11 protein-coding genes and 1 pseudogene are annotated in these 12,680 nt (G+C 58.8%); 6 read left to right on the plus strand and 6 right to left on the minus strand.

All coding sequences use genetic code 11. The features are described 5' to 3' along the window. Window positions 1-227: 227 nt before the first annotated feature. The gene (locus tag BZL43_RS14870) at window positions 228-2,588 is read left to right on the plus strand and encodes a DNA polymerase II (RefSeq protein ID WP_168185096.1); all 2,361 of its coding nucleotides are present in this window, start codon (window positions 228-230) and stop codon (window positions 2,586-2,588) included. Here the strand turns inward: BZL43_RS14870 and BZL43_RS14875 are convergent. The 3 genes from BZL43_RS14875 to BZL43_RS14885 all read right to left on the minus strand — a co-directional run bounded on the left by BZL43_RS14875 (window position 2,553) and on the right by BZL43_RS14885 (window position 5,154). Beyond that, the gene (locus BZL43_RS14875) at window positions 2,553-3,023 is read right to left on the minus strand and encodes a DUF1810 domain-containing protein (protein WP_095633009.1); all 471 of its coding nucleotides are present in this window, start codon (window positions 3,021-3,023) and stop codon (window positions 2,553-2,555) included. The genes BZL43_RS14870 and BZL43_RS14875 overlap by 36 nt on opposite strands. 30 nt (window positions 3,024-3,053) lie before the next feature. Next, complete coding sequence (locus BZL43_RS14880) at window positions 3,054-3,875, minus strand: aldo/keto reductase (protein WP_095633010.1); 822 nt, start codon at window positions 3,873-3,875, stop codon at window positions 3,054-3,056. A 130-nt stretch (window positions 3,876-4,005) separates the two neighbouring features. After that, on the minus strand, window positions 4,006-5,154 hold the full coding sequence (locus tag BZL43_RS14885; protein ID WP_095633011.1) for an aldose epimerase family protein: 1,149 nt from the start codon (window positions 5,152-5,154) through the stop codon (window positions 4,006-4,008). Window positions 5,155-5,405: 251 nt separating this feature from the next. Here BZL43_RS14885 and BZL43_RS14890 point away from each other — a divergent pair, with 251 nt between their 5' ends. The 3 genes from BZL43_RS14890 (at window position 5,406) to BZL43_RS14900 (ending at window position 8,500) form a co-directional block, all read left to right on the plus strand. Beyond that, window positions 5,406-6,155, plus strand: a complete 750-nt coding sequence (locus BZL43_RS14890) for a hypothetical protein (RefSeq protein ID WP_095633012.1) — start codon at window positions 5,406-5,408, stop codon at window positions 6,153-6,155. A gap of 116 nt (window positions 6,156-6,271) precedes the next feature. After that, window positions 6,272-7,057: a sulfite exporter TauE/SafE family protein gene (locus BZL43_RS14895; RefSeq protein ID WP_007901717.1), complete on the plus strand. Its 786-nt coding sequence runs from the start codon at window positions 6,272-6,274 to the stop codon at window positions 7,055-7,057. Between the two features lie 84 nt (window positions 7,058-7,141). Further along, window positions 7,142-8,500: an erythromycin esterase family protein gene (locus tag BZL43_RS14900; RefSeq protein ID WP_095633013.1), complete on the plus strand. Its 1,359-nt coding sequence runs from the start codon at window positions 7,142-7,144 to the stop codon at window positions 8,498-8,500. An 18-nt stretch (window positions 8,501-8,518) separates the two neighbouring features. On the opposite strand, the gene BZL43_RS14905 is transcribed toward BZL43_RS14900, so the two are convergent. Then, window positions 8,519-8,887: a VOC family protein gene (locus BZL43_RS14905; RefSeq protein ID WP_095633014.1), complete on the minus strand. Its 369-nt coding sequence runs from the start codon at window positions 8,885-8,887 to the stop codon at window positions 8,519-8,521. A 178-nt stretch (window positions 8,888-9,065) separates the two neighbouring features. Between BZL43_RS14905 and BZL43_RS14910 the strand changes: the two genes are divergently transcribed. After that, window positions 9,066-9,599: a DUF4174 domain-containing protein gene (locus tag BZL43_RS14910; protein WP_095633015.1), complete on the plus strand. Its 534-nt coding sequence runs from the start codon at window positions 9,066-9,068 to the stop codon at window positions 9,597-9,599. 200 nt (window positions 9,600-9,799) lie between these two features. Here the strand turns inward: BZL43_RS14910 and ampC are convergent, their stop codons facing one another. After that, window positions 9,800-10,954 (minus strand): class C beta-lactamase, encoded by a 1,155-nt coding sequence (ampC, locus tag BZL43_RS14920; protein ID WP_095633016.1) that lies wholly within the window; start codon window positions 10,952-10,954, stop codon window positions 9,800-9,802. A gap of 139 nt (window positions 10,955-11,093) precedes the next feature. Between ampC and BZL43_RS28575 the strand changes: the two are divergent. Further along, window positions 11,094-11,165, plus strand: a pseudogene (locus BZL43_RS28575) (hypothetical protein); the annotation flags it as partial. A 160-nt stretch (window positions 11,166-11,325) separates the two neighbouring features. Here BZL43_RS28575 and gudD read toward each other — a convergent pair. Continuing rightward, on the minus strand, window positions 11,326-12,669 hold the full coding sequence (gene gudD, locus BZL43_RS14925; protein ID WP_095633017.1) for a glucarate dehydratase: 1,344 nt from the start codon (window positions 12,667-12,669) through the stop codon (window positions 11,326-11,328). Window positions 12,670-12,680 lie beyond the last annotated feature (11 nt).

Consider the following 12,680-nt stretch of genomic DNA (forward strand, 5'->3'; position numbering starts at 1 on the left):
CTCGGGTGTTGTCGTTGTTCTTGAAGAATCGTAGAGACAGGCTCTCAGAGCAAGGCAGAAAGCGGCAGATACCGCGCAAAAAGCGTCATTCAGTGATTTTTCTTTGTAAAAACTCGACGAAAATCCAGTAGGAGCGAGCGGTTTTACCGGCGTTAGGGCAAGCCTCCTCACCACACCGCCGATCACGCGTAGAATTACCCCTTGAATCGATTCGTTGAGGTGCAGTGGTGGATTTACAGCAGGGCTTCGTCCTGACCCGGCATTGGCGCGATACTCCGGCCGGCACGGAAGTCGACTTCTGGCTGGCGACTGATGCCGGTCCCCGGCGTATCCGCCTGCCGCATCAACCGTCGGTAGCGTTTATTCCGCTAGCCCAACGTGAGCAAGCCGAAGCGCTGCTGCACGACGAGAAAAACGTCGAGTTCAAGCCCCTGGCGCTTCTGGACTTCGAACATCGCCCGGTGCTCGGCCTGTATTGCCGGCAGCACGGTCAATTAATGCGCCTGGAAACTGCGCTGCGCAGATCAGGCATCGATGTATTCGAAGCCGATATCCGCCCGCCGGAGCGCTACATGATGGAGCGTTTCATCACCGCGCCCGTTCTGTTCGGCGGCACGCCCGGTGCCGAAGGCCTGCTGCTCGACGCGCAAATGAAACCCGACCCCGGCTACCGGCCGAAGCTCAGACTGGTTTCGCTGGACATCGAAACCACCGCTCAGGGCGAGTTGTATTCCATAGCCCTGGAAGGCTGCGGCGAGCGGCAGGTGTACATGCTCGGGCCGCCCAATGGCGACGACAGTGAGGTGGATTTCCAGCTCGAATACTGCGATTCGCGAACCCTGCTGCTGAAAAAACTCAATGAATGGTTCGCCCGGCACGATCCCGACGCCATCATCGGCTGGAACGTCGTGCAGTTCGATTTGCGCGTACTGCACGAACATGCCCGGCGCCTGGCGGTGCCGCTGAAGCTGGGGCGTGGCGGTGAAGAAATGCAGTGGCGCGAACACGGCAACGGCAACCATTACTTCGCTTCGGCTGCCGGCCGGTTGATCATCGATGGCATCGAATCGCTGCGTTCGGCGACCTGGAGCTTCCCCTCGTTCAGCCTGGAAAACGTCGCGCAAACCCTGTTGGGCGAAGGCAAGTCGATCGACAATCCATACCAGCGCATGGACGAAATCAATCGCATGTTCGCCGAGGACAAACCGGCCCTGGCGAAGTACAACCTCAAGGACTGCGAACTGGTGACGCGGATCTTCGCCAGGACCGAACTGCTGACTTTCCTGCTCGAGCGTGCCAGCGTCACCGGTTTGCCGGCGGACCGCAGCGGTGGCTCGGTGGCGGCATTCACTCACCTGTATATGCCGTTGATGCACCGTCAGGGCTTCGTCGCGCCGAACCTGGGCGGCAAACCTCCAGAGGCCAGCCCCGGCGGTTTTGTCATGGACTCGCAGCCCGGGCTGTACGAATCGGTGCTGGTGCTCGACTACAAAAGCCTATATCCGTCGATCATCCGCACTTTTCTGATCGACCCGGTGGGCTTGATCGAAGGGCTCAAGCATCCCGAGGACAGCGAGTCGGTGCCGGGTTTTCGCGGTGCACGTTTTTCAAGAACCCGCCATTGCCTGCCGGCCATCGTCGCCCGGGTCGCCGAAGGTCGCGAAACCGCCAAGCGCGAACACAACGCGCCTTTGTCCCAAGCCCTGAAGATCATCATGAACGCCTTCTACGGCGTCCTCGGTTCCAGCGGTTGCCGCTTCTTCGATACGCGACTGGCCTCGTCGATCACCTTGCGCGGGCATGAAATCATGCTGCGCACCCGCCAGTTGATCGAAGCCCAAGGCCACGCGGTGATCTACGGCGACACCGACTCCACCTTCGTCTGGTTGCGCCGCGCCCACGGTCAGACAGAAGCCGCGCAGATCGGTCATGCGCTGGTGGACCACGTCAATCAGTGGTGGCGCGAGCATGTGAAACAGGAGTACGGGCTGGAAAGTGCCCTGGAACTGCAGTTCGAAACCCATTACAAGCGCTTTCTGATGCCGACCATTCGCGGTGCCGAGGAGGGCAGCAAGAAGCGCTATGCCGGATTGGTCACCCGCGCCGACGGCACTGATGAAATGGTCTACAAGGGCCTGGAAACCGTGCGCACCGACTGGTCGCCGCTGGCCCGGCAATTCCAGCAGGAGTTGTACCTGCGCATCTTCAATCGCAAGCCCTATCAGGATTACGTACGTGACTATGTGCGCAAGACGTTGGCCGGCGAGTTCGACGAGCGCTTGATCTACCGTAAACGCCTGCGTCGTACCCTCGACGATTATCAGCGCAACGTGCCGCCCCATGTGCGCGCAGCGCGGATCGCCGATGACTACAACGACCAGCAGGGACGCCCGCGGCAATATCAGAACGGCGGCTGGATCAGTTATGTCATCACCGTCGCCGGCCCCGAGCCGCTGGAAATCCGCAGCGCGCCCATCGACTACGACCATTACGTCACCCGGCAGTTGCAACCGGTGGCGGATGCGATCCTGCCGTTCGTGGATGACGATTTCTCAACGCTGATTGGGGGGCAGCTGGGCCTTTTTTGAGTCCAGCAGCGATAACGTCCAGTCGTCCGGTATGCCGTGAAAATACTGATCCAGCGCCTGATGGAACAGACTACCTTTTGGCGAAACCTGGGCGAACAGTGTCATCGATGAGTGAAATTTGAGGTTATCGGGATGGCCGAAAATCTTGGTGATCGAGCTGTGAGGAATGTCCAGAACCAGCTGCGTGCACAGGCGCAAGCGTGGTCCCAGTAACGGATGCTTGAGGTAGGCGGCGGCTTCTTCACTGGAGCGAATGGCGAAGTAGCGGGACATCTCGCTGTCGCCCAACCCGGAAAACTGCGGGAAGATAAACCACATCCAGTGTCGGCGCTTCTGGCCGGCGCGCAACTCTTCCTGCACCCACTCGAACACAGGGTCCTGCGCCTGAACGAAGCGTGGCAAATTGAAAGAGTCGAGTTGATCGGTACTTCTCATGCCGATGCCCTCTGACAGCACCGCGATGGCTCAGACCATGGCCAACCGCTGCTTACATTGTGGCGCATGAAATGCCTGGTCCAGCGCCTCCAGATCCCCAATGTCAAGCTGCAACTGCGCCGCTTGTGCATTGAGCTGCACATGCTCGGGGCGGACCGCTTTGGGGATGGCGATCACGCCGTTCTGACGCAGAATCCATGCCAGCGCCACCTGCGCCGGTGTCGCCTCGTGACGGGCGGCAATCTGCTTGAGCGTCGAGTTGGCCAGCATGTGCCCACCCTGGCCGATCGGACAATAGGCCATCACCGGCATCCCGTGATGATGGCTCCAAGGGAGCAGGTCGAACTCGATGCCGCGTTCTTCCAGGTTATACAGCACCTGATTGGTGGCGCAGGCGGGCGAGGCCAGTTCTTCCAGGTCATCCAGGTCGAAATTGGACACGCCCCAACGGCCGATCTTGCCCTCTTCGCGCAGGTGCTCGAAGGCTTCGACGGTTTCCGCCAGGGGATAGTCGCCTCGCCAATGCAACAGGTAGAGATCGATGTAATCGGTATTCAATCGCCGCAGGCTGCGCTCGCAGGCCTGGGGGATGCCTCTGCGGCTGGCGTTGAAGGGATAGACTTTGCTGACCAGAAACACCTGATCGCGAAGGCCGGCGATGGCTTCACCCACCACCTCTTCAGCGCCTCCTTCTGCGTACATTTCAGCGGTGTCGATCAGGGTCATGCCCAATTCGATGCCCAAACGCAGCGCTGCAACTTCCTTTGTGTGTCGGGAGCGTTCCTCGCCCATGCGCCAGGTTCCTTGGCCGATGACCGGCACTTGGCTGCCGGCCAGCTCAAGAGTACGCATGCATCCTCCTTTCTAACGTCCGATCGATACTTCAGTTGGCAGCAAAATGGCCCGGTGGTTCCGTGGTGGTCATCGAAAGATCGCAGCCTGCGCAGGTGCTGTCGAAGGCTGCGATCTTTGATCTTTTGATCTACAGGGTAGAAAACTTGTACACCGTAGTCTGGTTATAGCTCTGGCCCGGATCCAGTCGTGTGGACGGGAAGTTCGGCTGATTCGGCGAATCCGGATAATGCTGAGTCTCCAGAGTAAACGCCCCCCAATGCGGATAAACCTTGCCAGCCTTGCCCTTGACCGTGCCATCGAGGAAATTGCTGGTATAGAACTGCACACCCGGTTCAGTCGTGTAGAGCTGCAACCGGCGTCCGGATTGCGGGTCGCTGACATCGGCAGCGAGTTTGCCCAGATCACCCTTGGCGTCCAATACCCAATTGAAATCGAAACCGCCTTGTTTGGGTTCGGCGAATTTCAGTTGCGGGTGATCAGCCTTGATGTGTTGACCGATGGCGGTCGGTTGAGTGAAGTCCATGGGTGTGCCGGCGACCGGGGCCAGTTCACCGGTAGGGATCAGTTTGCCGGTGACCGGCGTGTAGCGGGTTGCATGCAAGGTCGCAAGCTGCTTCAGGACGTCGCCATTGCCGGCGCCGGCCAGGTTGAAGTAACTGTGGTTGGTCAGGTTCAGCACCGTGGGCTTGTCGGTGCTGGCCTTGTACTCGATACGCAGCTCATTGTTTTCGGTGAGGCTGTAGGTGACTTCGGTTTTCAGGTTGCCCGGGAAACCCATTTCACCGCTCGCCGACAAATACGTCAGGGTCACGCCCACCGAATTCTTGCCTTTGCTCGGTTCGGCTTTCCACACCCGTTTATCAAAACCCTGGGCCCCGCCGTGCAGTGAATTGCTGCCGTCGTTGAGTGGCACCTGATAACGCTTGCCGTCCAGATCGAAGGTGCCATTGGCCAGGCGATTGCCGAAGCGGCCAATGGTCGCGCCGAAGTACGCGGTCCCGCTTTGGTAACCCTGTACATCGTCAAAGCCCAGCACCACATCGTCAAGCTTGCCGTTTTTGTCCGGCACTTTCAGCGACTGCAGAATCCCGCCGTAGGTAATGACCGTGGCTTGCAGGCCATGGCTGTTGCGCAAGATGTATTGCTCGACGGGCGTGCCATCATCGGTTTTGCCGAAAGCTTTGTGTTCGCTGGACAAGCCGGCGGCGTAAGCGGGGAGGGTGGCGATCATCAGGGACAGTCCGAGGCTGGAGAGCAGGTATCGAGGTTGACGCATGGTTGAACCTTCCTTTTTTGTTGTTTTTGATAAGTAGTCATACTAATAAGTGAGATTTAACGCAATCAAGGAAGGATTTATAGCTTATCTAGGCAGAGTTGCAATTATAAAGTATGACTAATACGAGGCCGCTATCACGGTGACCTGTGTTTACGGACCACCGGCACTGCACTTTTCTGGCTTTCGCGGTTCTATCCTTGGCCAGCCCGCGGCGATCCCCACCGCCGGCCCATGCCCAAGTTCAAGAACCCATGGCTCGAGTTTTACCCGGTTTTACCCTGTGCATTCGCCGTTATTGCCGGCTGCTGATTGGCCTGTCGATGCTCTTTGCCAGTGGCTGCAGCCATCAGCCGGGCAACGACATCATTAGCCAGTTTCGCAAAGGCACCCCCCAGGAAGTCCTCCAGACCAGCGTCGATCGCATGGCGACCCTGACCATGCGCGACAACCTCGAAAGCCTCTACCTGCTGATGAACAAGCTCTACCTGCGCAACCCGCAGGAGCTGAAGAAATCCGGCTTCCTCGATGTCGGCACCGCGGAAAAACAAGTGCGCATGGCCATCGAACAGCAGGAGCCGCTGCCCACTCTCGGCGGCAAAAAAGACCTCGCCGCGCTGAGCTATGCCATGAGCCCGGAATTTCTCGGCGACCGGGTCGGTGCCTTTATCTATGCCATCGGCAGCATGCTCGTCACCGCTCACGGCAATCGGCTGGAGTTCTACATGACGGATGCGATCAACCCGACCTTCGTCAGCAATGCCGCGCGCAACATCGAGAAAGCCACTTGGATCTTGAGTCAGCGACAAAACAGGCAAGGCGAGCCCTTGCTGTTTTCCAACGAAATCTCGGAGGAGGGCAGCAACCTGAGCTTTGCCGTGGAGTTCGGCAAAATCGTCGCACGGCTGGACCTGCTGACCCAGATGCTCGATGAACGCTACCGGCGGATCGGCCTCAACTATGCCCAGAGTTTGCTGTTTCTGAATTTTTTGCCGGTGCAGTAAAACGAGTGCTGAACCCAATTCCTGGCATAACGATAGACCGCATCGATATAACTGGTTATAAGAAAAATCGCTATGCTGCGAGCCGGTTATTTTCCTGCGATTTTCTGGGCGTATTAATGGAATTCGGTAATTTCGGGTTGGTCGTTGCAGGTCTGGTGGTCGGCTTTATTGTCGGCATGACCGGCGTCGGAGGCGGTTCGTTGATGACGCCGATTCTGCTGTGGTTCGGCGTCAATCCGGCGACAGCGGTGGGCACTGATTTGCTGTATGCGGCCATTACCAAATCCAGTGGTGTGCTGGTTCATCGCAAGAACAAGAACATCGACTGGGCGATCACCGGTTGGCTGACCCTTGGCAGTGTGCCGGCGGTGGCCCTGACGCTGTGGTTTTTGAGCAGCTTGCAGACTTCGCCCGACGCGATGAACGCCGTTATCAAACAAGCCCTGGGCTTCGTTTTGTTCGCCACGGCGCTGGCCATTTTCTTCAAGAAGCGCTTGCTCGATTTCGCCCACAAACGGGCGGGCGGCCACTACAACCCTAGCGGCCCCCGGTTGAACGCACTGACCGTCATCACCGGTCTGATCCTGGGCGCCATGGTGGCCCTGACTTCCATCGGCGCTGGCGCTCTGGGCACCGTAGCGCTGTTCATTCTGTACCCGATGCTCCCCACCCGCCGTCTGGTCGGCACTGAAATCGCTCACGCGGTGCCCCTGACCCTGGTCGCCGGCCTGGGCCATGCGAGCATGGGCAACATGGATTGGCATATTTTGGGCTACTTGCTGGTCGGTTCGCTGCCGGGGATTTACCTGGGCAGCCATTTGACCGGGCGTATCTCCGACGAACTGCTGCGTCCGTGCCTGGCCACGATGCTGGTGCTGATCGGCTACAAGCTGGCGTTCTGAGCCGCGATCACTGAATTCAGCGGAATCATGCCCTCGCTGACGTAGTCAAAATGATGACGACGTGCAGATGAGGTCATGACGTCCATGAACAGTCCCGTAAGCGATCTTCTGCGACGGTTCAGCCGTCCTCGCGGCGAGCCACCCGCCAATGCGGCCGACGTGCTACGCCGTCATGCCGAGCCGTTGCCGGCACTCGACTCACCGGAATTCGGCAAACTCTTCGACCGTTTTGGCGATGCCAGCGTGGTGCTGATCGGCGAAGCCAGTCATGGTACTCAGGAGTTCTACCAGACCCGGGCGGCGATCACCCGCCGCCTGATCGAGCAGCATGGCTTTGGCATTGTCGCCGTTGAAGCTGACTGGCCCGATGCCGGCCAGATCGACCGATGTGTCCGCGACCTGGGCCGCTCAGCCTGGAAAAAACAGGCCTTCGCCCGGTTCCCCACCTGGATGTGGCGCAACACCGCCGTGCAGACGTTCACCCGCTGGCTGCACCACCATAATCGCGGGCTGACGCCTGAGCAGCGGGTGGAGTTTCGGGGGCTGGATGTTTACAGCATGCGTCACTCCATCGACGAAGTGCTCGACTACCTCGATAAGACCGACCCGCAACTGGCGAAAGAGGCGCGTCATCGCTACAGCTGCCTGACGCCGTGGCATGACGACCCGGCGCTGTACGGTCATTTCGCCGAGCGGGGCAACATGGCCACGTGCGAGGACGCCGTGGTCGAGCAATTGAATGTGTTGCTGGGCGAACGGCTTGACCCAATGGTCGCCGACGACGAGGCGTTTTTCAGCGCCACCCAGAACGCCCGCGTGGTGCGGGCTGCCGAGCAGTATTACCGCGCCATGTACCGCGGCTCCACCGCTTCGTGGAACCTGCGTGACCTGCACATGTTCGACACCTTGCAAACCCTCATGGTGCACCGCGGGGGAGGCGCCAAAGCGGTGGTGTGGGCGCATAACTCGCACATCGGCAACGCCGCCGCGACGCAAATGGGGTGGGAGGGGCAATTCAACATCGGCCAGTTATGCCGCACGGCCTACGGTTCACAAGCGGTACTGATCGGCATGGGCACCGACCATGGCACCGTTGCCGCCGCTGACGACTGGGACGAGCCGATGCAGGTTAAAAAAGTGAACCCGGCATTGGCCGACAGTTGGGAGCAGCTGTTTCTCCAGGCCGGCATCCCCGCAGCGCTGCTCGACTGGCGGACGTCACCGAGCGAGGAATTGCTGGACGTACTGGCTGAACCGTTACTTGAGCGCGCCATCGGTGTCATCTATCGACCCAGGACCGAGCGCCAGAGTCATTACTTTCAGGCCGTGCTGGCAGAGCAGTTCGACGCTTTCGTGTGGATCGAAAAAACCCACGCGGTCTCGCCATTACCCGCGCCTGAATTCATGGAGCATGAGGAAGACACCTTTCCGTTCGGTATATGACACGCCAATGACGGGTATCTATTGCTGGGTAAAAATCTCCAGCAGATGCCCGTCCGGGTCATCGAAATACACCCGTCGGCCGCCGCCGTATTCATTGATCTCGTTCGGCCTCTGTTTGCCTGGATCGGCCCACCAGGGCTGCTTGCTCGCTTGCAGGCGAGCGAAGGCCGCATCGAAGTCGTTGTCACCAATCAGGAACGCATAGTGTTGGGAGGCAATCGGCGGGTCGTTGTTGTAGAAATCCAGTGACACACCGTTATCGAATTTGACCACCAGCATCGGCCCGAACGGCTCGGCATCGGGCAGGCCGAGGAGGTCGGTCAGGTAGCGGGCCGACACCTGTTTGTCACGGCACCAGACGATGGTGTGGTTCAGCTGAGCGCTCATGGAAAAATCCTCACGGCGAATCAGAGGTGTGAGTCGTGTTATGAGATTAGCCCAGGCTGTTGCGCAATGACTGCCCTGACCTAAGCTTGGGGCAAGGCGAACACAAATACGTTGCCTCCCCCGGAACGTTCGCCGCGATGCGCAATCATTAGAGCGTGGATATCAAAAGGAGATGCGCATGCTCATCAGGTCTTTGACCCTGGCTTCTTTGCTGGCTTTCGTCGGCCCCTTGTTCGCCGCCGATGACGATTCCCCTCTGGTTAAAGACGTGGGCAGGGCCCGTCCCCTGATTGTCATCGCACCCAGTTCGGTCGACCCCACTTGGGTCAGCCTGAAAAAGTCGCTGGATGAACCCGCCAATCGCAAGAACTTCACCGAGCGAAACATGGTGCTGTACACCGTGATCAACACGATGGGCCAGCGCGACGGCAAAGACCTCGATCCGCAAACAACGATGGCGTTGATTCGCTCGCTCAAGTTGGGTGCCGGGGCGAAAAGCAAAATCATCCTGGTTGGCAAGGACGGCGAAAAGAAACTTGAAAAGGACGCGGTCGAGTTGAAAGAGATTTTCAGCACCATCGACGCGCTGCCAGCCGCCGAAAAGGAAGCGACAGTACCGGTGCCAGCGCCGGTGGCTGACGTTGCACCGGCCAAAGGCACAAAAGGTAAACCGGCGAAGCCCGCCAAACCGCCTGAGCAGCCGAATGATTGAATTTCCGCTGGTAAGTTAAGACATTTGAGCGACGAGAATCCTGTGGCGAGGGGGCTTGCCCCCGTTCGGCTGCATAGCAGTCGTAAACCCGGCATCAGAAGTCTATCTGATACAACACGGTGGCTGGTTTGGGGCCGCTGCGCAGCCCAACGGGGGCAAGCCCCCTCGCCACAGGTGCGCGGTTGCCCAGCCTTGATGGATTATTCGACCAACGCATTCAATATCTTGTAAGCGATTTTGACTCGCTCGGCGTTCGGGTAGTTTTTGTTGGCCAGGATCACGATGCCAATGTCCTTCGCCGGGACAAAGGCGACGTAGGCGCCAAAGCCGCCGGTTGAGCCGGTTTTGTTGATCAGCGCATGATCGTGTTGGGGCTGCGGAGGGTTCAGCGGTTGGACTGCATGAGCCTCAAGCGCCATCTGCGACGAGTTGCCCGCCAGCAATGTATCGAGCGTTACCGGGTAGTTGTAGAGTTCCCATCCCAACCCTTGAGTCATCTCGCCGACGCTGTAGTAACCGGTGTGTGTGGTGGCGATGGCTTGCTGCAAGGGCTTTTCCAGCGAAGCCGGATTCATGTTCGCCTCAACATAGCGCAGTAGATCCGAGGCACTGGTTTTCACGCCATACGCTTCAGAATCCAATGCGCCCGGGCCGACCCGCACAGGCTTGTCGTCCTTGTTGTAACCCTGGGCATAAAACGCCATCTGATCCTGCGGCACCTTGAGGTAGCTGTGCTTCAGGCCGAGTCTGGGCAGCAAGGTGTTTTCCATCAGCTCCTCGAACGGCGCTCCCATGCGGTGAGCTGCCAGATAGCCGAACAACCCAAGGCTGGGGTTTGAATACTGGCGATGAGTGCCGGCGGCGTAGGCCGGTTTCCACTGCTTGAAATAGCCGAACATTTTGTCCTGATGGTCTGCATCGCTGGGGAACTGCAGCGGCAAACCACCGGCGGTGTAGGTGCCCAGTTGCAGCACGCTGATAGTGTCGAACGCGCTGCCACGTAATGTCGGCAGCACCTGGCTGGCTTTGTCTGTAAGCGACAATTTGCCGGTAGCCTGCGCGTAGGCGGCGAGGGTGGCGGTGAAGGTTTTGCTCACCGAACCGATCTCGAACAAGGTGTCTTCGGTAACGGTTTTGCCGTTTTCTTTCGAGGCCACGCCGTAGTTAAAGTAATGCGGTTTGCCGTTGACGGTAATCGCGACCGCGACACCGGGGATCTGCTGTTGCTGCATCACCGGCTCAACGGCGGCCTTGACGATCGCTTCGATGCGGTCGTCAGCAAAGCTGTGACTGACGCCTGACAGAAGTGCGAAAGCGCTGTAAGCCGCGAGTTTTCTCTGATTTTTTATACGCATGATGAGTCACTTTCCATGAGTTTCTGTTGTGTTAACCGCTACACTCCGAGCGGTTTTTCAAGTTGCTCCGTTGTTGGGCGAGCCAAATCTATGCAGTTTGGCGAAGACCGACAAACGACGATAATTCGGATGAGCCATTAGAACGAGACATCCGTTTATCGATTTGCGCCTGTCGACCAACAATAACCGGGTGGACGTGGCCGCTGAAGGTTCAAGGACTGGTTGCTGCAAGTGGCCCACGATGAATCGTAGGAGCTGCCGAAGGCTGCGATCTATTGATCTTGACGTTTGGCGAAGCTGAAATCGCTAAAGATCAAAAGATCACAGCCTTCGGCAGCTCCTACAAGGGAATGCGTAGTGTCCTCGGAGGGTTACCGCACCAGACACGGCCGCTTGTTATCGAATTTCCACCCCGGGATCAGAAACTGCATCGCCACGCTGTCATCCCGCGCGCCCAGCCCCATGCCTTTGTACAGCTCATGGGCCTTGGCCACTTGATCCAAGTCCAGCTCAACCCCCAGGCCCGGTTTTTTCGGCACTTGCACACAGCCGTCGACGATTTGCAACGGTGCTTTGGTCAGGCGTTGGCCATCTTGCCAGATCCAGTGAGTGTCGATGGCGGTGATCTCACCCGGTGCAGCCGCTGCAACGTGGGTGAACATGGCCAGGGAAATATCGAAGTGGTTGTTGGAATGCGAACCCCAGGTCAGGCCCCATTCGTGGCACATCTGCGCGACTCGAACCGAGCCTTGCAGGGTCCAGAAATGCGGGTCGGCCAAGGGAATATCCACTGACTGCAACTGGATCGCATGGCCCATTTCCCGCCAGTCGGTGGCGATCATGTTGGTCGCGGTTTTCAGGCCCGTGGCACGACGGAATTCAGCCATGACTTCGCGGCCGGAATAACCGTTTTCCGCACCGCACGGGTCTTCAGCGTAAGCGAGAACGTGATGTTGATCCCGGCACAGGCGGATCGCTTCGTTGAGCGACCAGGCGCCATTGGGATCAAGGGTGATGCGTGCATCGGGAAAGCGTTCGGCGAGGGCGGTGACCGCTTCGATTTCCTCGTCGCCGCTCAACACGCCGCCCTTGAGTTTGAAATCCTTGAAGCCATAACGGGCGTGGGCGGCTTCGGCCAGGCGCACCACGGCGTCGGCGTTCATGGCTTTTTCGTGACGCACACGAAACCAATCGTTGTCGGCGTCCGGTTCGCTGCGGTAGGCCAGATCGGTTTGTTTGCGATCACCGACATAAAACAGGTAACCGAGCATTTTCACTTCGTCACGCTGCTGGCCTTCGCCGAGCAAGGCGGCGACGGGTACATCCAGATGCTGACCGAGCAAGTCGAGCAGGGCAGCTTCCAGGCCGGTAACCGCATGAATGGTGATGCGCAGGTCGAAGGTTTGCAGACCGCGACCGCCAGCATCGCGATCGGCAAAGGTCTGGCGTACTTGATTGAGGATCTTCTGGTAAGCGCCAATCGGGTTGCCGACCACCAGTGCGCGTGCGTCTTCCAACGTCTGGCGAATACGCTCGCCACCCGGCACTTCGCCGACGCCGGTGTGGCCGGCGTTGTCCTTGAGGATCACGATATTGCGGGTGAAAAACGGGCCGTGGGCGCCGCTCAGATTGAGCAGCATGCCATCGTGGCCGGCCACCGGAACCACCTGCATGCTGGTGATGATCGGGGCTTTCGTGGCTTCTTGTAGGTTCATTTTCTTGTCCT

Source organism: Pseudomonas sp. PICF141, assembly GCF_002286815.1.
In the GTDB taxonomy this organism is placed as follows: domain Bacteria; phylum Pseudomonadota; class Gammaproteobacteria; order Pseudomonadales; family Pseudomonadaceae; genus Aquipseudomonas.

Bases quoted from the DNA above. Each gene is read 5' to 3' on its own strand.
- BZL43_RS14875 (WP_095633009.1), bottom strand. From the start codon at position 3,023: ATGAGAAGTACCGATCAACTCGACTCTTTCAATTTGCCACGCTTCGTT.
- BZL43_RS14880 (WP_095633010.1), bottom strand. From the start codon at position 3,875: ATGCGTACTCTTGAGCTGGCCGGCAGCCAAGTGCCGGTCATCGGCCAA.
- BZL43_RS14885 (WP_095633011.1), bottom strand. From the start codon at position 5,154: ATGCGTCAACCTCGATACCTGCTCTCCAGCCTCGGACTGTCCCTGATG.
- BZL43_RS14890 (WP_095633012.1), top strand. From the start codon at position 5,406: ATGGCTCGAGTTTTACCCGGTTTTACCCTGTGCATTCGCCGTTATTGC.
- BZL43_RS14895 (WP_007901717.1), top strand. From the start codon at position 6,272: ATGGAATTCGGTAATTTCGGGTTGGTCGTTGCAGGTCTGGTGGTCGGC.
- BZL43_RS14900 (WP_095633013.1), top strand. From the start codon at position 7,142: ATGAACAGTCCCGTAAGCGATCTTCTGCGACGGTTCAGCCGTCCTCGC.
- BZL43_RS14905 (WP_095633014.1), bottom strand. From the start codon at position 8,887: ATGAGCGCTCAGCTGAACCACACCATCGTCTGGTGCCGTGACAAACAG.
- BZL43_RS14910 (WP_095633015.1), top strand. From the start codon at position 9,066: ATGCTCATCAGGTCTTTGACCCTGGCTTCTTTGCTGGCTTTCGTCGGC.
- ampC (WP_095633016.1), bottom strand. From the start codon at position 10,954: ATGCGTATAAAAAATCAGAGAAAACTCGCGGCTTACAGCGCTTTCGCA.
- gudD (WP_095633017.1), bottom strand. From the start codon at position 12,669: ATGAACCTACAAGAAGCCACGAAAGCCCCGATCATCACCAGCATGCAG.